The organism is Pseudoalteromonas sp. APC 3224 (assembly GCF_030407535.1).
GTDB lineage: Bacteria > Pseudomonadota > Gammaproteobacteria > Enterobacterales > Alteromonadaceae > Pseudoalteromonas.
The window spans coordinates 134,309-152,982 of sequence record NZ_JASDDF010000005.1; the positions used below are offsets into that span (position 1 = coordinate 134,309).

The 18,674-nt window shown below is 40.4% G+C and carries 16 protein-coding genes; 7 read left to right on the forward strand and 9 right to left on the reverse strand.

Translation table 11 applies throughout. From position 1 onward, the window contains the following. Nucleotides 1-70: 70 nt before the first annotated feature. Both QL989_RS04110 and QL989_RS04115 read right to left on the reverse strand, forming a co-directional pair. Nucleotides 71-970: a GGDEF domain-containing protein gene (locus tag QL989_RS04110; protein WP_290168507.1), complete on the reverse strand. Its 900-nt coding sequence runs from the start codon at nt 968-970 to the stop codon at nt 71-73. A 64-nt stretch (nt 971-1,034) separates the two neighbouring features. Continuing rightward, nucleotides 1,035-1,619, reverse strand: coding sequence for a VTT domain-containing protein (locus QL989_RS04115; RefSeq protein WP_138609193.1), 585 nt, complete (start codon nt 1,617-1,619; stop codon nt 1,035-1,037). Between the two features lie 145 nt (nt 1,620-1,764). Between QL989_RS04115 and QL989_RS04120 the strand changes: the two genes are divergently transcribed. Beyond that, nucleotides 1,765-2,997 (forward strand): TMEM143 family protein, encoded by a 1,233-nt coding sequence (locus QL989_RS04120; RefSeq protein ID WP_290168463.1) that lies wholly within the window; start codon nt 1,765-1,767, stop codon nt 2,995-2,997. 63 nt (nt 2,998-3,060) lie between these two features. On the opposite strand, the gene QL989_RS04125 is transcribed toward QL989_RS04120, so the two are convergent. The 5 genes from QL989_RS04125 to QL989_RS04145 form a co-directional block, all read right to left on the reverse strand. Then, nucleotides 3,061-6,198, reverse strand: coding sequence for a CusA/CzcA family heavy metal efflux RND transporter (locus QL989_RS04125; protein ID WP_290168465.1), 3,138 nt, complete (start codon nt 6,196-6,198; stop codon nt 3,061-3,063). Between the two features lie 9 nt (nt 6,199-6,207). Then, nucleotides 6,208-7,437, reverse strand: a complete 1,230-nt coding sequence (locus QL989_RS04130) for an efflux RND transporter periplasmic adaptor subunit (RefSeq protein ID WP_290168467.1) — start codon at nt 7,435-7,437, stop codon at nt 6,208-6,210. Continuing rightward, the gene (locus QL989_RS04135; RefSeq protein WP_290168469.1) at nt 7,434-8,687 is read right to left on the reverse strand and encodes a TolC family protein; all 1,254 of its coding nucleotides are present in this window, start codon (nt 8,685-8,687) and stop codon (nt 7,434-7,436) included. The genes QL989_RS04130 and QL989_RS04135 overlap by 4 nt, the downstream gene beginning before the upstream one ends. Before the next feature lie 177 nt (nt 8,688-8,864). After that, nucleotides 8,865-9,179 (reverse strand): hypothetical protein, encoded by a 315-nt coding sequence (locus QL989_RS04140; RefSeq protein WP_290168470.1) that lies wholly within the window; start codon nt 9,177-9,179, stop codon nt 8,865-8,867. 117 nt (nt 9,180-9,296) lie between these two features. Next, a complete protein-coding gene (locus QL989_RS04145; protein WP_290168472.1) occupies nt 9,297-9,590 on the reverse strand; it encodes a metalloregulator ArsR/SmtB family transcription factor in 294 nt (97 codons plus the stop codon). A 192-nt stretch (nt 9,591-9,782) separates the two neighbouring features. Here QL989_RS04145 and QL989_RS04150 point away from each other — a divergent pair, with 192 nt between their 5' ends. Beyond that, a complete protein-coding gene (locus tag QL989_RS04150; protein ID WP_290168474.1) occupies nt 9,783-10,769 on the forward strand; it encodes a permease in 987 nt (328 codons plus the stop codon). A gap of 140 nt (nt 10,770-10,909) precedes the next feature. Here the strand turns inward: QL989_RS04150 and QL989_RS04155 are convergent, their stop codons facing one another. Next, nucleotides 10,910-12,055: an iron-containing alcohol dehydrogenase gene (locus tag QL989_RS04155; RefSeq protein WP_010387594.1), complete on the reverse strand. Its 1,146-nt coding sequence runs from the start codon at nt 12,053-12,055 to the stop codon at nt 10,910-10,912. Between the two features lie 185 nt (nt 12,056-12,240). Between QL989_RS04155 and QL989_RS04160 the strand changes: the two genes are divergently transcribed. Together QL989_RS04160 and QL989_RS04165 are read left to right on the forward strand one after the other, a co-directional pair. Continuing rightward, nucleotides 12,241-13,119 (forward strand): AraC family transcriptional regulator, encoded by an 879-nt coding sequence (locus QL989_RS04160; protein WP_290168477.1) that lies wholly within the window; start codon nt 12,241-12,243, stop codon nt 13,117-13,119. Between the two features lie 193 nt (nt 13,120-13,312). Further along, nucleotides 13,313-14,842, forward strand: coding sequence for a diguanylate cyclase (locus tag QL989_RS04165; RefSeq protein WP_290168480.1), 1,530 nt, complete (start codon nt 13,313-13,315; stop codon nt 14,840-14,842). Nucleotides 14,843-14,894: 52 nt separating this feature from the next. On the opposite strand, the gene QL989_RS04170 is transcribed toward QL989_RS04165, so the two are convergent. Then, complete coding sequence (locus QL989_RS04170) at nt 14,895-15,314, reverse strand: VOC family protein (protein ID WP_138608683.1); 420 nt, start codon at nt 15,312-15,314, stop codon at nt 14,895-14,897. Between the two features lie 216 nt (nt 15,315-15,530). On the opposite strand from QL989_RS04170, the gene QL989_RS04175 reads away from it, so the two are divergent. The 3 genes from QL989_RS04175 (at nt 15,531) to QL989_RS04185 (ending at nt 18,613) form a co-directional block, all read left to right on the forward strand. After that, nucleotides 15,531-15,899, forward strand: a complete 369-nt coding sequence (locus QL989_RS04175) for a hypothetical protein (protein ID WP_290168484.1) — start codon at nt 15,531-15,533, stop codon at nt 15,897-15,899. Beyond that, entirely contained in the window at nt 15,896-16,279 is a 384-nt protein-coding gene (locus QL989_RS04180) for a hypothetical protein (protein ID WP_076918394.1), read from the forward strand. Before QL989_RS04175 ends, QL989_RS04180 begins: the two co-directional genes overlap by 4 nt. Before the next feature lie 144 nt (nt 16,280-16,423). After that, a complete protein-coding gene (locus QL989_RS04185; protein ID WP_290168487.1) occupies nt 16,424-18,613 on the forward strand; it encodes a fasciclin domain-containing protein in 2,190 nt (729 codons plus the stop codon). Nucleotides 18,614-18,674: the final 61 nt, after the last annotated feature.

The following is an 18,674-nucleotide window of genomic DNA, read 5'->3' on the forward strand; positions in this document are numbered from 1 at the left end:
CCTTTTTTATCTCGCAACAGAAGCTCCCAAAAATAACACAAGCGAAATCTATTTTATAAAATTACTATGTTTAAGCAACCTCAAGGCGATCACGGCCTGCTTTTTTAGCTCGGTATAATGCCTGATCTGCACGTTTCATTACATTTTCAAAGCTCTGATCGCTGCTACGGTGCGCAATACCGATACTAACCGTTAAAGAACGCTGATTTTGTACTGTAATAGTGCGAGCAGTTTCTAGAATAGTCTGCGCAAAGTTAAGCACTTCATCAAGCTCATAACTAGGTAGGTAAGCGGCGAATTCCTCACCGCCTATGCGAGCAAAAATATTTTCATTTTTAAAAAGATGGTTCACTTTATCTGCGAACTGTTTAAGCACCTGATCGCCCACATCATGGCCAAAGTCGTCATTAATACGTTTGAAATGATCAAGATCTATGATTAAAACAGTGTAAGGATTATTAACAACCTCCTTCACATGCTGATAAAAACAGCGTCGGTTATACACTTTAGTTAAATCATCTATGATAAATTCTTGCGCCAACCGAGTGTGCATTCGCTGCATAAAGTGCATGGTTTTAAATAAACCATAAACGGTAATTAACATACCTAATGTGCGACATAAATCCTCTACGTAATTACTTATCCAAAGAGGCTGATGTATTACTTCATCAAGCACATCGGCAGTAGATGCTACAATCCATAACATTAAACCGATACTGACATACAAATAGGCTTTTTTAGCTAATTGTGAGCATTGCACCATAAAGAAAATTGTAAAAATAACCACTAAGTTAATAAAGTCAGTGGTAAAGCCGTAAAGATTTTGCTTGAAATCCAATAAAGGAAAGCGCATTAACGAAAAGATTGAAAAGCCAATAATAAATGCCAGCATAGCTAAAATTAACAGCTTGTTTAATCTGGTAATTTTTACAAAGCGGCTGAGCTTGAGGCTCACTTTTTCCGGATTCATCATGGGCTGTATTTAAATTTATTATTGTTACTAAAAACTATACCATAAACTTAAACTGCTTTATTTATATTTGCGTACTAATTATCCAGCCAATAGCAATTAAAATAGTTAATCCAATCATAGTCTTAGTTTTGTGCTTACTGATAATACGTTCAGCTTGATTGCCCGCATAATACACCACTATTGCCAAACCAAAATAACGTATAGAGCGAGCAATAGCGCTTGCTAATAAAAACAGCGCCAGCGAATACTTAGTTGCGCCAGCGGCCAGCATCGCAATTTGAAACGGAATAGGAACGATACCTAGGCTTAACACAAACCAAAATCCTTGTGCCTGCATTTTTTGTTTTACGTTTTCAAACTGCTCAGGGCTTGAGAATGTGTTGATAACCCAATCGCCAATAATATCAAATAAGTAATAACCTAAAGCATAGCCAAATAACGCACCTACAATACAGCCTAGTGTTGCCATAAGGGCAATTTGCCAAAGCTTTTCTCGTCGTGCTTGCATAAGTGGTACCAGCACTGCCTCGAGTGGAATGGGCACTATGGTGGATTCTAAAAATGAGGCGATAGTAATCCCACCCAACATATTTTTAGACTCAATAAACTGACGTGTTTTTTGCTTGAGCTTTTTTTGTATAGCCATAAACGTCCTGTTAGCAATTAGGTAAGTGACTAAATCATCTCATAATAAGGTTAATGCTACCTGAAGAAATACAGTCAACATAGTAATCATTATAAGACTGCTTTATTATCTTTATATACCATTATACTTTTAAAATTTTCACAATATGCAAACTGCTCGCTACATTCCCTTTAGAAAACACGACATCATTACAATGTGCGCCAAAGAGCTTACCAAAGACCAACAAACTTCTTTTAAGCAGCTTTGTGAACTTTTAGCCAGCTTAATTCACTTTCATTACCATGGCACACTTGAGTCATTAAAAAATAATTACGCGCCTTTTGATCCAAATAGCGATACTCGTTTGATAAACAGCGTGACTGATGAACAAAAAGCGCAGTGCCAACGTGATTTTGCTAAAGATTTTGCCAAAGTTCTAAACGCGGCTAATTTTGAAGTGATCACCCATCAAGACTTGCAAGATGCACTAAACGAAGAATCGCTTTTTAAAGTTCGCCTTGAGGTAGAGTTTGAGGATTTTGAAGAAGTGGTTTTTTATCGCCGTGGCGAGTCGCAACTCACCGAAACCATAACCAGTTTTTGGGGGTTACGTAAAAAGCCACTGCATTTTACAAACTACGATCGCGTAGCAGTATTTATCCGTTTTAAAGATAAAGCCTATTTTGAATCAAAAAATAAACTACCTATGGGGTTTGAGCCCAGCTCCACCATAGTAAAACTATTTCAAAATGTGCCAAAAGCTGACTTAGAAATGCTATTCCCTAATAGCGAAGTACGCATGCGCCCTATTGATAAAGTTATTATTGGCTCGTCAGCACTTATTGGCGGTGCGGTAGTATTAGTTACCAAACTGGGCGCCTCATTACTTTTACTGTTTGCTTTGTTTACATTTTGGGGAGGGTTTAGTGATAAAGCCGTTACCATGACTCAGCAGCACTTTATTACGTTAGCCATTGGTATTGGCGTATTTGGCAGTTTTGTGTTTAAAGAGTGGAGTAAATTTAAAAACCGTAAAATTAAATTTATGAAAGCACTGAGCGATAATCTTTACTTTAAAAACCTTGATAACAACGCCGGTGTTTTTCATACCCTTATAGACGCCGCCGAAGAAGAAGACATAAAAGAAGCTCTGCTTGCCTATACATTTTTACTAAAATCAGAAAGTGGCTTAAGCGCACAAATGCTTGATGAGCAAATAGAGACGTGGTTTAAAACAAAGTATAAATGCGAGCTAGATTTTGAAATTAGCGATGCGCTTGAAAAGCTTAAACGCATGCATTTAGTAACTTGCACAAACACCCTATATAACGCGATAAATCTAGAGCACGCAAAAGCCATATTAGATGAGCGCTGGGATAACCTATTTCAATATAACTAAGCAACTCCTTACTTAACAAAAAAGCAGCTGACACTTCAGCTGCTTTTTACGTTATTACCTAATTTAGGCTGTTTGCTGCTTTTTAAATTTTGCATGCACTAATTTATAAAGTGCTGGTAAAATTAACAACGTGAGCAAAGTGGATGACATAATTCCACCTACCACCACGGTTGCCAAAGGCCGTTGTATTTCAGCGCCGGTACCGGTATTTAGCGCCATAGGAATAAACCCTAAACTAGCCACAAGCGCGGTCATTAGCACTGGGCGTAATCGCTGTAATGCCCCGCTATGTATTGCATAATATAAGCTTAATCCCTCATTTCGTAACTGCTTAATAAACGACAGCATCACCACACCGTTTAATACCGCAACCCCACTTAGAGCAATAAATCCCACACCCGCTGAAATAGAAAGCGGCATGTCGCGTAGCAATAATGCTAAAACCCCACCGGTTAGTGCCAGTGGTACGCCACTGAATATAATCAGTGAATCACGCAGCGATCCAAAAGCACTATAAAGTAAGCCAAAAATAAGCAATAAAGTAACAGGCACTACCAACGACAACCGTTTACTCGCCGATTGTAATTGCTCAAACGTACCGCCGTATTCAAGCCAATAACCGCTGGGTAGGTTAAGTTGTGCGTTCATAGTCGCTTGGGCATCGCTTACAAAGCTGGCTAAATCGCGTCCTGCTACATTCGCTGTTACTACCACATTACGCTTGCCGCTTTCGCGATTTATTTGATTCGGACCTTTTTCAATACTGATTGTAGCCACTTCTCCAAGCGGTACAAATGCAAGCTCAGGGTTACTACTTTTAGGTAACGCAATAGGTAAACGCGCAAGCGCAGAGACATCTTCAGACCAACGCTTATCTAAGCGTACTAATAACGAAAAGCGCTTATCACCCTTATAAATTAGCCCTGTTTGCACCCCACCAACAGCAGCGGCAAGGGTTTGCTGAATGTCGTTTACGGTTAATCCTAATAGCGCCATATGGTCTCGCATTGGGGTAACAGAGAGTGTAGGCAAGCCCTCCATTTGCTCTAAACGAACATCAGTAGCACCGGTAATATTTCGCATTAAACCAGTGGCTTTTTCGCCAAACTGTTTAAGTATGGCTAAATCGTCACCGTAAATACGCAGCGCTACATCGGCACGCACACCGGCAATTAACTCGTTAAAGCGCATTTCTATAGGCTGGGTAAATTCATAGTTATTACCCGGTATCTCATTCACACGATGACGAATTTGCTGCACTAACGCGTCTTTACTTAGTGACGGATCAGGCCATTGCTCACGCGGCTTTAACATTAAAAAAGTGTCGGCAACGTTAGGTGGCATAGGATCGCTGGCGACATCTGCTGTGCCAATCTTTGAAAATACGTTTGCAATTTCAGGCTGCTCTAATAAAGCCTGCTCCAACTGCTTTTGCATTTGTACCGATTGTTCAATACCGGTGCCAGTAATACGCAACGCATGCATTGCAATGTCACCTTCATCTAGCTGCGGTAAGAATTCGGCGCCCATATTTTTAACTTTAAAGCCAAGCACTAATACCAAAACAGTGGCAATACTCACCATCAGCCACGGTAATTTAAGCGATAAGTTAAGCAGTGGCTTGTAGATTTTTTTAACGCCACGCATTACTGCGTTTTCGCTTTCATCTACTTTACCACGCACAAATACGGCAATAGCCGCTGGCACAAAGGTGACAGCAAAAATAAGTGCACCTATTAACGCGGCAACCACGGTAAACGCCATAGGCTGAAACATTTTGCCCTCAACACCACTGAGCGCAAATAGCGGTAAATACACCAACATAATAATTAAAATACCAAATACTGCGGGGCTAAACACTTCTTTGGTGGCTGAAGTTACAACCTCTAAACGCTCACTGAGCGTAAGTAAGCGGCCATGTTTATGTTGAGCCATCCCTAATTGACGAAGGCAGTTTTCAACCACAATCACCGCGCCATCAACAATTAATCCAAAATCGATTGCACCTAAGCTCATTAAGTTACCCGAGACTCGATTGCTCACCATGCCTGTAATAGCAAATAGCATACTGAGCGGAATAACCATGGCGGTAATAAGCGCACCAGTGATATTCCCAAGCAATAACAATAAAATGACGATGACCAATACAGCCCCTTCAAACAGGTTTTTTTGTACTGTGGCGATGGTTTTATCAACCAGATTGGTGCGGTCATAAACAGGCTCAACGATAACCCCTGCAGGTAAACTTTTTTGTACTTGTATAAGCTTATCAGCCATGGCTTTAGCAACCACACGGCTATTTTCACCAATTAGCATCATCGCCGTGCCTAATACGGTTTCCTCGCCATTATAGGTAGCCGCGCCAGTTCTGAGCTCTTTTCCTAAGTATACATTTGCCACGTCTTTAATTCGCACAGGAGCATCATCACGCTTGGCGATAACGGTGTTTGCTATATCTGCTAATGTTTTTAGTTGCCCAGGGGAGCGCACTAAATATTGGCCGTCAAAGCGCTCTATATAACCGGCTCCGCGATTGCTGTTATTAAGCTCAAGTGCACTAATAACATCGTTGACTGTTAGCTTATAAGCGATGAGCTTTTCTGGTATGGGCGCAACTTGGTACTGGCGCTCAAAGCCACCTTGGCTATTTATTTCGGTTACGCCTTTTACTTTTAAAAGCTGCGGACGAATAACCCAGTCTTGTAAAGTACGTAAATCTTCAGCGCTGTAAGGCATACCATCACTTTTTAACGCATCGGGTGTTGCATGCACGCTATAGGTAAATATTTCACCTAAGCCACTGGCAATAGGCCCAAGATTTGGCTCAACATTATTAGGTAAATCAGCGCGAATACTTTGAATACGCTCACCAATTTGCTGACGCGCCCAATATATGTCGGTGCCCTCATCAAAAATAACGGTTACTTGAGAAAGCCCATAGCGAGAAAGCGAACGGGTATAGTCAAGCTTAGGAATACCCGCCATCGCGGTTTCGACTAAGTAAGTGATACGCTGCTCAACTTCAAGCGGCGTAAAACCAGGCGCTTTAGAATTAATTTGCACTTGTACATTGGTAATATCGGGTACCGCATCCACCGCTAAGTTTTGGATGTTATACAAACCAAACCCAGCAAATAAAAATGTTAGTGCCAGTACCATCATGCGGCGTTTAACCGCAAAAGAAACAATCCAGTTAATCATGGTACACTCCTAGTGTGCGTGACTTGCGCCGCTTTTTAAAATATCGGCTTTGATCACATAGCTATTGGTTGTAACGTACTCGCTACCTGGGCTTAAACCCGCGATCACTTCAACCCACTCACTACTTTTTGCGCCCAAAGTAACAGGGCGTACTTCAAACACACTATTTTTACGCACAAACACACTTGTCATACCATTAAACTCTTGAATAGCCTCAGGCTTTATACGCACGCGGGCATAAACTTTATCGATACTGACATCACTATTAACATGCATACCCGGTCGCCAATGACCATCAGGGTTATTAAGCTCAATACGGGCACGTGCAATGTGCCCGCCAGTCATCATAGGTGCTATAAAAAACACCTTACCTTGGGCATTTAAATGATGATGTAAATCGTAAACGATAGCGCTTTGACCAATGGCTAGATTTTCGATGTTTTCAGGAAAGGCTGAGAGCTCAACCCATACTTTATCAAGGTTCACGACTTGCATTAGCGCACGAGTACTTGCCAGTTCGCCACGCTTTAAATATTGTTCGGTTACCACACCGCTAATAGGGCTTTTAATACTGTAGTTTTGCAAAGTTTCACGATTGGTGACACTGGCGAGTACATCGCCTTTTTGAACGGTTTGACCAATGCTGACAAAAATATCGCTGATCAATCCGGTATATGGCGCCATAATTTCTACTGTGCCATGCTGTGTCGGTGCAATAACACCAAACAGCGTGTCGGAAATATCCACCTCGCCACTTTGTGCTATCTCTGTTTTAATGCCCGCACCTTTAATTGCTCGCTCGCTAAGCACTGTGCGGCCTTCGTGCTGAGAGTACTCAAAGCTCACGCGCTCACCTTTATAATTGGCAATAATGAAAAGCTCAAATGAATGTGGCTCATTTATCGATTGCGTGCTAACAAGGTAGCCATTCTCACGGGTAAATTGTATTTTTTGCGGCGTTTCTACTAAGCGTTTTAAGTTTATTTCTATACTTAAATCGTTCACATCTACCGGCTGTTTTTGCTCATAACCATATACGCGCAGCTCAACTTTACCTGCCAATTCTTGCAGCTTTAACTCAAGAGTGAGCTTTTCGTTGGTTAATAAAAAGCCGCCGTGTGGACCTTGTTTTTGGGTTTGCTCTGTTTGGTCATGTTCTGCCGAGGCAAATACATATGTGCTTGTTAAGCTAGCTACAAACGAGAGAAATACTAATAATGCGATAAAAGTGTTGTTCATGATTGAAAAGTCTCAGTTAAAGATTGGCCAGTTAAACGCTCAAGTGCGAGGTGGGTCTGATATAACGCTGCATATGTATTAATCAACGCGCGTTTAGAGTCAAAAAGGGCTTGTTGAGCATCGAGCAATTGCAACACCGAAATTTGTCCGCGTTGATAGCTTTTTAAACTTTGCTCAATGAGTGTTTGGGCTTGGGGAATAACTTGCCCAGATAACAACTGTGCCTGTAACATCTTACCTTGGTAATAGGCATACAAAGTACGAACTTGCTGACGTAATTGAACCCGTAACAGTCCTTGCTGCTCACGTAACAATGCTAACTGACTGTTAGCTGCTTCAATATTACCGCTATTTGAGTTACTCAATTGCAATGGCATTGAAAACGAAAACAGCAACGAACTGGTATTGTTTTGCTGGTTGTAGCTCACGCCTGCACCTATATTAATATCGCTTTGCCCATTGGCTTTTTGCAGCGCTAAGTTGGCCGCTTGTTGTAAGTATTGCTGCTGTAACATTGCAAAATCAGGCGCTTGGTTAACCGCATCAAGTAACCCTTGCTCAGATTTAAGCGTTATTAATGTATTAATATTTCCCGCTAAATCCGTGTAATCATGTTGCTCACTCCATAGCTCATTGAGCGATAAACGCGCTCGCTCAAATTCACTATTTAGCTTAGCTTTATCAAGCTCAACTTGGCTAAGCGCATAACGCATGCGGGTTACATCCGCTTGCGATACAGCGCCAGCATCAGCTCGCTGCTTTATTGCTTTAAGTGCTTGGCTTACAACCTGATGTCGCTCGCTATTTAGAGAAAGTAAAGTTTGAAATTTAAGCGCCTCGTAATAGCGCTCACCAGTGGTTGCTAATAAGGCTAAGCGAGTATTTTGATACTGTATTGCTTGGGCTTTAATGTTTGCCGTAGCGTAATTTATGCGGCTTTGGCGTTTATCTCCAAGCTCTATAAACTGGCTAAATGCCAAGGTTATTTCAGCACCTTGCACACCACGCGCCTCGTTTGTTCCTAGCAGGTTTTCAGCCTCTACATTTAAGACAGGATTAGGCGAAAGTGCCGCTTGAGATTTAAGCGCACTGAGTATTTTTTGATGATAAGGGTAGCGTTTTAATAGCGGATTTTGTTGCTCGGTATTTATCAACGCTTGTTTTAGAGTTAGTGTTTTAACATTTGCAAACGCACTAAAAGCAGGCAGCGTGCACAACATCACCACCAACATAATTGATTTTTTATTCATATAGCTTGTCCGTTTTTAATAAACAGAGTTCACTTGCAAACCATTCACAACCTACGCAAAAGATAGCGACAGTGTTAAATGCTCAGCAATCTAAACATGCCTATAACGGCCCATAAAACACTTATGTGTAGGCAGCTAAAAGCACAGTAATTAATTGAAATTAGATTAAATTAAAAACTAGCTAAATGAATTCGGTGGCGGTACGTCTGGTGGATAATGTAAACCGTGATAGCATATCGCTAAAGTTGGTTTGCTTTTCTCGGGAGTTATTGAGTGATTTGAGCTGTGGCTATAGCCACTGTGGCAATGCTGGTGGGCATGTATTTCTGCTGTTGGGGCGCTGTCGTTATCATCAGCAGTTTCGCTACTTTGCGAAAATGAGCTATTTATGTGGTCAACGTCTTCTTGTAAATGGTACGCGGCGCCATCACAGCTTATAAAGCTATGCACAAGCACAAGGAGTATCACGACTAAAAAGTAGTTTGAGCGCATCCATTACCTAATAAAATTTAAAGTGGGTTCCTACTTTACAAAGTAGGAACAGCGACATATTAAACCTGCAATGCACCTTGAGGTCAATAAACAACGCGCAAAACCGTTGATAAAAGTTTACTGATCTTCGTCTACACAACATTCGTTTTGTAAAAAGCCAATTACATCGTCTAAGCGTTGGTACATAGCTACGCAATAAAGCGTGCGCCCTTCGCGCCTTTGGCTAATTAGCCCAGCGTTAACTAAGCCCGATATATGGTGCGAAAGTGTAGAGCCCGCCATGCTTAGCTCTTCTTGTATATTGCCTACACTAATGCCAGCGTGCCCTGCTTTAACTACACGCTTATATATAGTTAAACGCGTAGGATGACCCAATTCTTTTAATGCTTTTGCAACGTCGATAATTTCCATTACAACCTCGTAATTTCTAAATTATTAGAAATAATAACAACTTGAATTATTAAATACAGCTTTATTAGCAAGTTACCTTAAAAATTAAAAAATAAAGTATTGACGATGTTATTACTCATCAATATACTTCCGTAAAATTCGAAATATAGTTTATTCAATATAAGCTATACCTTGTGTACTTTGGAGTGCGTTATGAGTAATGAAATGCTAGCAATGGCAAAAGAGGCGTTAGGCATGTTTGCCTTTTTAGCTACAGAGTTAACTATTTTATTTATTGTTATTAGTTATTTAGTGGGTGTTTTACAGCTATTTATAACACCTGAAAAAATTCAATCCATTTTAAGTTCAAAAAACGGTAAGGGCTACGTTGTTGCTGCTTTATTGGGAGCTATAACACCATTTTGTTCGTGCTCAACCATTCCGTTTTTAAAAGGATTATTAAGAGCGAGAGCGGGCTTTGGCCCTATGATGGTATTTTTATTTGGCAGCCCGCTACTTAACCCGGTGATCATTGGGTTATTTGTAATTACCTTTGGCTGGCAGGTCGCTTTATTTTACTTTTTAGTGGCTATGGTGGTGTCGGTTGTAGCAGGCTATACCCTTGAAAAGCTAGGCTTTGAAAGGTATGTAAAACCAGAAGCTTACAGCACAGAATCTACTAGTAGCTGCGCAAAGCCAAGCTGTAGTGAACTTAAAGAAGTTGAGCCAAGCTGTGCAACCACAAGCTGCGGCGAGCCTAAAGCAATAGAGCCAAAAAAAGCGCAGCCTAATCGCTGGGTAAAAGTGTGGCACGCCACCTTTAAAGACTTTAAACAGGTGTTTCCGTACTTAATGCTAGGGGTAGCAATAGGCTCGTTTATTTATGGCTTTATTCCTACCGAGCTAATTGCTAAATATGCGGGCGATGGTATGTGGTACGCCATTCCTATTGCAGCCATTATTGGTATTCCACTTTATATTAGAGCCGAAGCCGTTATTCCGCTAAGCGCCGCATTGGTTAAAAAAGGCATGGCGCTTGGCTCGGTAATGGCATTAATAATTGGCAGCGCGGGCGCAAGCTTAACAGAGGTTATTTTGCTTAAATCTATTTTTAAAAACCAAATGATAGCCGCCTTTTTGTTTGTCATTATTACAATGGCTATAGGTGCAGGCTTTTTATACCAATGGATTTTCAACTAACCTTACTAATTCTTTGAATCCATGACAGTGCTATAAATAATACTAAATACAAAAAAGGCCGCTAATCTAAAAGATTAATGGCCTTTTATTAATACAGTGTCAACAATTTGATGACTAAATAAAGCAGGTTGCTTTAATTATTAAGCAACCGCTTGCTCTAAAATTTCACGGCTTTCTTTTAACGTAATAGCTTGGTTTTCACCAAGGGCAACCATGCCATGAGCTTCAAGCTTGCCAATAATATTATCAATAGCAGCCGCTTTATCATCGCCATGCTCAGTAAGCTCAGTTGCTACGTCAAGGCTGTGGTAAAACGCTTCAATCGCTTGAATTGTTTGCTCTGCTAAATCGTCTGTTTGTGCAAGACCAAATACGTTTTTACCCATTTGTTCTAGTTTTGCTTTTTTAACTGCAAATTGATTTCGCAGTAAAGAAGGCTGAACAATAGCCAGTGAACGTGCATGATCAACGCCGTAAGCAGCTGTAAGCTCATGGCCAATCATGTGAGTTGCCCAATCTTGTGATACGCCAGAACCAATTAAGCCGTTAAGTGCTTGGTTTGCAGCCCACATAAGGTTTGCACGCCATGCATCGTCTTGGTTTTCAAAGTTATCACCCAATGTTTTAAGCGCTTTTAACAGTGCTTCTGCGTAGCCTTCTTGAACAAGTGCACCTTCTGGGAATGTTAGGTACTGCTCACACGTATGTACCCATGCATCCACTAAACCATTTACAAGCTGGCGCTGCGGTAATGTTTTCATTACATCAGGGTCCATAATGGCAAATTTTGGTAATACTTCTGGAGATGCAAACGGTAGTTTTTGCTTCGTTGCTTCTTTGCTTACTACTGAATTTTGATTAGACTCAGAACCGGTTGCAGGCAATGTAAGTACCGCACCAATAGGTAATGCGCTGGTAATTGTATGCTTACCTGTAGGGATATCCCAACCTTCGCCATCATATACAGCAGATGCTGCAATGTATTTAACGCCGTCAATTACAGAGCCGCCGCCTACACCTAAAACGAAATCGATATCTTGTTCTTTACAAATTTTTACTGCTTGGTCTAGCACTTCAATTGTTGGGTTGGCACCTACGCCCGAAAACTCTACCCAATCAAAACCTTCAAGTGCTGCTGCAACTTCATCGTATACGCCGTTCTTTTTAATAGAACCGCCACCGTACACAACTAATACTTTTTGATCTTTTGCGATCAAATCAGTAAGTGCGGCAATTTGTTGCTGACCAAATTGAATTAAAGTGGGATTTACGTAGCTAAATTTCATTATTTTGCTCCTAAAGGGGACGGTTAATTACTAAGCACTTTATCAATTCTTAAATAAATAAAGTGTTGATAGATGCATAATAATGGCATAGCGCATATATAAAAAGCCTAATAACTGCCAAAAGCTTGCCTAAAACTATCAGCGTTGTTATTTTACGCCAAATACCGTTAATTTAAGCCGCTCTTATGACAACCATCGCTACTTTGTTACAACAATACGCAGAGCATAATAAGTTGCTCAGCTTTGAAGGTACCATGGAAACAATTATTCCAGGGGTGTACTTTCATCGCGCCACCAAAAGCTCAGCGCGTCAGCCTCTTATTTATAATTCAGGTATTATTATTGTTGGCCAAGGACATAAAGTTATTCACTTTCCTGAGCATCAAATACAGTATGGTGCAGGCGATTATTTAGTACTGGGAGTGCCCGTACCACTAGAATGTGAAGCGTTTACTGATAACGATTTACCAGTAATGGGTATAGCAATTGATATAAACCCAGCCATGCTTCACAAACTGGTTAACCAAATGATGCAACATAATCCTATTTTAACTCCTTTAACACAAAGCGGAGCCGTCCAAAGTGCCGCTTTAGATATGGCCATGGAGCAAGTCACTCATCGACTGTTAACAGTGTTAAACAATCCACTTGAGGCTGAGGTATTTGGTGGCGATATAGTTAAAGAATTAGTATATAGGGTGCTGTGTGGCCCTCAAGGCAACACTTTAATTGGACTTGCAATGCACGATGGCCATTACGCACGCATAGCGCGTACCTTATCAACATTACATAGTGATTATGCAAGCTCTATTACCGTAGAGCACTTAGCTGAAGAAGTGAACATGAGTGTGTCATCTTTTCATCGTGCCTTTAAACAAGTTACGTTTGAATCCCCTTTGCAGTATTTAAAAAAAGTGCGTTTAGCTAAAGCAAAAGAATTAATAACCACCTCTGGCAGTAAAGCAAATGAGGCCGCATTTAAAGTAGGTTACACCAGTGCGTCACAATTTAGCCGTGAGTTTAAACGCCATTTCAACAAAACCCCCAGTGAAATACATGTGTGATTAAAAGTAACCCATTTTTGCACTAAGTCATTATTTAAATACTTAATTACTAGTAAAGCCTACCTGCTTTGTTAGTATGGTTTAGAGTATTCATCCTTTTAGTAGCAATGAATTTTACGATAAAGACAAGAGGTTTTTGAGCATGTTAAGCGCACTGATGATTAGATTTAGCATTTTTATATGCGCTTGTACTATGCTGTTTAGTAGCGTTACTTATGCGCAAGAGCATTGCCAGCTCAATGAAAGAGCAACAAACACATCGGTGTCTTTATCCAAAGAAGTTGTCTCAAATATTAAGCTTAAAAACGGTATCAATCATCTCGAATTAAGCTGTAACTTAAACCAAGGTGGGGTATTTTCTTTTACTCGCCCTGCACTTACAGACTTTTCGTGGCAGCAAAATTCAGTATATAAAACACCTTTAAAAACCAATCAGATGGCAATTTTAATGGACCAAGGCGTTTTTACTGCACAGCTTACAGTTACTACCTCAGCAGCTTATACCCCACGCTTTAAGTGGTCAGATACACAACCGTTTGTCGAAAAAATACAACGCTATAACCTTATTTTTGGCATTTTTTATGGTCTTTGCGCCACACTTATTTTTTATGCATTAATTATAGGACACGGCATAAAAGACCCTCTTTTTAAACTGTATGGCATTTATATTTTTTGTATCGCTAGTTTTATATTCTTTCAAGAAGGACAGCCTTATTTATTTACACAGCAGTACTACTCTGTGTACGTAAGTCATCTTTACACGTTAAGTATTGGTTTAACTATAGTCAGTGCCACATGGTTTATGAGTGCACTATTAGAGCTACCTAGATACTTTCCAAAGTTAAGCAATACATTAAAAGTTACCGCCTTATGCGTACTGACTTTGTGCTTACAAAAAATAGCGCTCGATCTGCCACTCATAACCAATATTACCTCTGCAGTAACCGGCTATTTATCATTATTTATTGTCATGACTATTTTTATCCTCAGCGCGATACAAACAAAGTACGGTGTCAATGAAGCAAACTTGGTATTTATAGCACTGGCAAGTGTGTTTATTAGTATGACTTTTAGAGTACTACTAACCGATTATAGTCCGTTCATTCAACGCTATGGGTTTGTTATTGCGTTTACAATTGAATCTTTATTACTAGCTATTGCCGTCGGTAGACGAATTCAAAGATTGAGTTATGCAAAAAAACAGGCTGAACGACACGCTAACTTTGATCACTTGTGCCATATATACAATCGTCGTGGGTGGAGCTTAAAAGCAAACGACTTATTGGCAGAGCATAAGCAACGTGGAGGCGTTTTGTGTTTTTTATACATAGATCTAGACCGTTTTAAAGCAATTAATGATACCTATGGCCATGATGTAGGCGACAAAGTACTGTGCAAAGTTGCAGAGTCACTTGGTCAACACATGCGCAGTGAAGATGCTGTTGGCCGCTTAGGAGGCGATGAATTTGTGGCCATGGCATTATTTAATAGCAACGAAAAAATTAACCAGCGAGTTAACACCCTAGAACAACAATTAAACCAGTTAACTATAGAGCATCAGGGCCATACCATTTCCATTTACGCCAGTGTTGGGCAAACTAGCTATACTCAGCCACCTGATAACTTAGACACAGTTTTAAAAGCGGGTGATGAAGCGATGTATAAACAGAAATTGCAAAGAAAGGCAAAGCAGGCTGAAAAAATGGTAGGAACCGCAATTTAAAGGCAAAAAACATGAGCTAGTCAGTAAGACTAGCTCAGCTATAATAGCTAGCTTAATCCTTTTTAAACAGTACCTCAGGATTAACCATGGTTTTCATTTCGAGCACGTTACCGTTGGGATCTTCAATAAAAAACGTTTCTTGTTCAAACTCATCACCAACAAAACGACGGTAAGGTTTATCTAAATATTCAAGGCCGGCATCAGCAATGCGTTGCTTAAGTCCTTGAAACTCACTTTCTGATAAATGAATACCGAAGTGTGGTACAGCCACTGCGCCCATATCAACGTCGTGACGTACCGTAGGTAAACGCTCAACGCTTTGATGCAGAGTTAACTCGTTGCCCCAAAAATCAATGTCTACCCATCGTCCTGCTTCACTATTGCCGGTTTTACAGCCGAGTACGTCACAGTAAAACGTTTTCGCTTTTTCAAGATCGCCAGCGGGGATAGCCAGATGTAAACAGTTAGACATAAATTACCTTAGGTTATAACTTTTAATATATGAAATATGCCGCATTATACATAATTTGCAATTTATAGAACATCAACACTGTTATTTTTAGTCATTCATTGCATATCGATAATTTTCAACAATAATTCACCTTTTAACAATGGTGTATCGATTTTAGTCTTAAATATCAGTTTTTAACTATTAAAGCTAAAACTGATACATTATGATGTGCGCGCCATGACTAAATTCATACTTTTAAAATTCATCACCTTTTTTATCGGCTGCTTGTCGTGTTTTTTAATGCATACCACATTCGCATTGCCTATTGTTATATCTGCCGGTTTAACGGGGCTTATCGGTTCATTTATTCCATTCCCTGCAGATTACAAAAACCATCCCTATTCAGCTATTTATGCAGGCAGTTTTGCCGGTATGTGCTCCACTAGTTTAATTAATGAATACTGGGAAATTGCGATTATTTCTGCCATTGGGGCTGTTTTGTACACACTCACGATTAACATATTTGCAGGGTTTGGTGGACGATTAGGTAGCATTGCATTTGCTAGTGTCGCCTTATTTGTTTTAGCCAAGGAGTTAATAATATGACGCTTATTTATCCGCTGCTTGCTTTGTTAGGGGCGTTTTTAACCTTTTACTTGGCTAAGCATAATCGCTTTGATGGGATCCGAGCCTCTGCAGCCCTATCCATTATTGCTTATTTAATATTTGCACAATTTAGTTTCAACGCTGAGCTATATAGCATCGTCTTTTTTGGCGGCACATTTATTGGCATGAGTGCCCCTCACCGCTTTGGTGTGTATACGCTTGCCAGTTCAGCAATTATATTTTCACTGTTTTTTGCTTATTTAGTGCCTATTCTTGATGGTTTTGGTGGTGCTTTGGGGATTAGTGCATTTTTATCCGTATGTATTTGCCACGTATTTATTTTACTTGGTGCACCGCGCAGTAAAAAAACTAAAATTTAAACGCTTTCTTGAATAAAAATTCAATAAAATCTTACACCTATTAAATTGTATAAAAATAACGCATGTTTTTTTGATCAACACTGTTAATAGCTTCGTAGTATTCACAAAGCTGTAACACTGTAACATTCGATTAAAGGAACAATTATGAATAAAGTATTTAAGCTCGGTGCTATCATACTTCCCTTGTTACTTATTCAAGGCTGTAGTAGCGATGACGATAACAACGCCCCAGTAACTGTAGACCCACAACCTGCCGTCTCGGTCTTTGACGCCGCACAGGACTCTGGAGAGTTCACCACTCTTGTTGCAGCACTAGAAGCAACCGGTCTAGATGAAACCCTTGATGATTTGACTACCAGTTATACTGTATTTGCCCCTACCGATGATGCATTTTCGTTATTAGGTGAAGAAACCATTAATAACTTATTAGCCGATACAGACACCCTAAGCTCAATTTTAACTTACCATGTAGTCTCTGGCAGAGTAGATGCGCAAACAGCTATTGGTTTAGCGGGTACCACTGTTGAGACAGTCAATGGACAAAGCATCGCTTTATCTTTAAATGGTGAGAATTTATTAGTAAATACCAGCACAGTTACAATGACCGACATTGTGACCGACAACGGAATTATTCATGTTATTGATGCAGTGCTTACACCAAAAACAGTGTCAGAAACAGCACCAACCAATAATATTATTGAAACAGCTCAGCAAGCTGGTAACTTTAGTACGTTACTTGCGGCTCTTGACGCTGCATCCCTTACTTCAGCACTAGCGGACGAATCATCAGAATTTACCGTATTTGCACCTACTGATGCTGCTTTCGAGTCAATAGGTAGCAACTTTTTAAACAGCTTACTTGCTAATCCCACCGTTTTAGCAGATATTTTGAAGCAGCATGTACTTGTAGGATCAGTTGATTCTGTAACTGCAATGTCTCTCAACGGTCAATCAGCAGAAACGCTACTTGGCAATACCCTTCCAGTGGCGATAAACGCACAAACAAACATGCTATCGTTTGGCGGAGCAAACATTGTAGTTAAAGATATTATGACCAATAACGGTGTCATTCATGTAATTGATTCAGTTATCATTTCTGATGTTACTTTACCTCAAAGTACCAATACAATTGCTGATATAGCGAGCGCTGATGGTAATTTTACGACACTTCTAGCTGCTTTAACGGCAACAGGGTTAGATACACTAGTTGCCGATCCAGATAATACTTTTAGTGTATTTGCACCTACAGACGCTGCATTTGCTGCGCTCGGACAGGATACAATTAATGCGCTACTAGCTGATACAGATACGCTTCGTGATATTTTGCTGTATCATGTTTTTTCTGACGCGACAGTTTTATCAGATGACGCAGTAACCATTGCCAATAGCAACAGCAACAAGATAGAAATGGCCAATGGCGACATGGCTGCTATATCTCATGTAAATAGCTCACTATTTATCAATGACTCAGCAATTTCAGAGGCAAATGTAATCGCTAGTAACGGCGTGATTCATGTATTAAATAAAGTAATTATGCCACCGGCTGAAGTTGGTACCCCGACTAAAACAATTGCTACAGTGGCTACTGAAACACCTGCACTATCTACTTTAGTCACTGCACTACAAGCAGCATCACTAGTAGATACCTTTAACGACACCACTCAATCATTTACGGTATTTGCACCGACAAATGCTGCATTTAGCAAAATCCCTACCGCTGATTTAGAGGCTTTATTGGCTGATACGACAGCATTGACAGGTGTGCTAACTCAACATGTTTTAGGCGCTCAAGTGGGCAGTACTGATGCATTTGCAGCCAATGGTAAAACGGTGACCACGCTTGCTGATAACATGCTAAGCGTAAACGTTGTAGACTTTACCAGCACAGCAAACACAGCAACAGATAGCATTGCTTATGATTCAACTGATAGTCGTTTAGTAACGGGTATGGCTGATGCTATGCCAGGCAAAACAGTTTATGTGTTCGACAATGATTTAGGCGAGGCAATGAGCTCGTGTGAAGCAGCTTGTGCAACAACGTGGCCACCGGTTCTTGGTACTGCAGCATCAATTGAAAATGTACCCGGTTTATCGTTAATTGCTCGCTCAGATGACAGCATGCAAGTCGCCTACCTTGGCCGCCCTTTATATACCTTCTCCGGTGATACGGCAGCAGGTCAGAATAATGGCCAAGCTGTGAACGATATTTGGTGGCAAGTAAGCTTACCAGCTACATCACTACAAGTAGCGGGTAGCAATGTAACAACTACTGATATTTATACCAGTAATGGCGTTGTTCACTTAATTGATACAGTGATCACAACGGCCAAATAAATTAAGTTTTACTGTGAGATAAGCCAGGAGTGATGCTATTTACTCCTGGCTTTTTTATAAA

Bases quoted from the DNA above. Each gene is read 5' to 3' on its own strand.
- QL989_RS04110 (WP_290168507.1), bottom strand. From the start codon at position 970: ATGAATCCGGAAAAAGTGAGCCTCAAGCTCAGCCGCTTTGTAAAAATT.
- QL989_RS04115 (WP_138609193.1), bottom strand. From the start codon at position 1,619: ATGGCTATACAAAAAAAGCTCAAGCAAAAAACACGTCAGTTTATTGAG.
- QL989_RS04120 (WP_290168463.1), top strand. From the start codon at position 1,765: ATGCAAACTGCTCGCTACATTCCCTTTAGAAAACACGACATCATTACA.
- QL989_RS04125 (WP_290168465.1), bottom strand. From the start codon at position 6,198: ATGATTAACTGGATTGTTTCTTTTGCGGTTAAACGCCGCATGATGGTA.
- QL989_RS04130 (WP_290168467.1), bottom strand. From the start codon at position 7,437: ATGAACAACACTTTTATCGCATTATTAGTATTTCTCTCGTTTGTAGCT.
- QL989_RS04135 (WP_290168469.1), bottom strand. From the start codon at position 8,687: ATGAATAAAAAATCAATTATGTTGGTGGTGATGTTGTGCACGCTGCCT.
- QL989_RS04140 (WP_290168470.1), bottom strand. From the start codon at position 9,179: ATGCGCTCAAACTACTTTTTAGTCGTGATACTCCTTGTGCTTGTGCAT.
- QL989_RS04145 (WP_290168472.1), bottom strand. From the start codon at position 9,590: ATGGAAATTATCGACGTTGCAAAAGCATTAAAAGAATTGGGTCATCCT.
- QL989_RS04150 (WP_290168474.1), top strand. From the start codon at position 9,783: ATGAGTAATGAAATGCTAGCAATGGCAAAAGAGGCGTTAGGCATGTTT.
- QL989_RS04155 (WP_010387594.1), bottom strand. From the start codon at position 12,055: ATGAAATTTAGCTACGTAAATCCCACTTTAATTCAATTTGGTCAGCAA.
- QL989_RS04160 (WP_290168477.1), top strand. From the start codon at position 12,241: ATGACAACCATCGCTACTTTGTTACAACAATACGCAGAGCATAATAAG.
- QL989_RS04165 (WP_290168480.1), top strand. From the start codon at position 13,313: ATGCTGTTTAGTAGCGTTACTTATGCGCAAGAGCATTGCCAGCTCAAT.
- QL989_RS04170 (WP_138608683.1), bottom strand. From the start codon at position 15,314: ATGTCTAACTGTTTACATCTGGCTATCCCCGCTGGCGATCTTGAAAAA.
- QL989_RS04175 (WP_290168484.1), top strand. From the start codon at position 15,531: ATGACTAAATTCATACTTTTAAAATTCATCACCTTTTTTATCGGCTGC.
- QL989_RS04180 (WP_076918394.1), top strand. From the start codon at position 15,896: ATGACGCTTATTTATCCGCTGCTTGCTTTGTTAGGGGCGTTTTTAACC.
- QL989_RS04185 (WP_290168487.1), top strand. From the start codon at position 16,424: ATGAATAAAGTATTTAAGCTCGGTGCTATCATACTTCCCTTGTTACTT.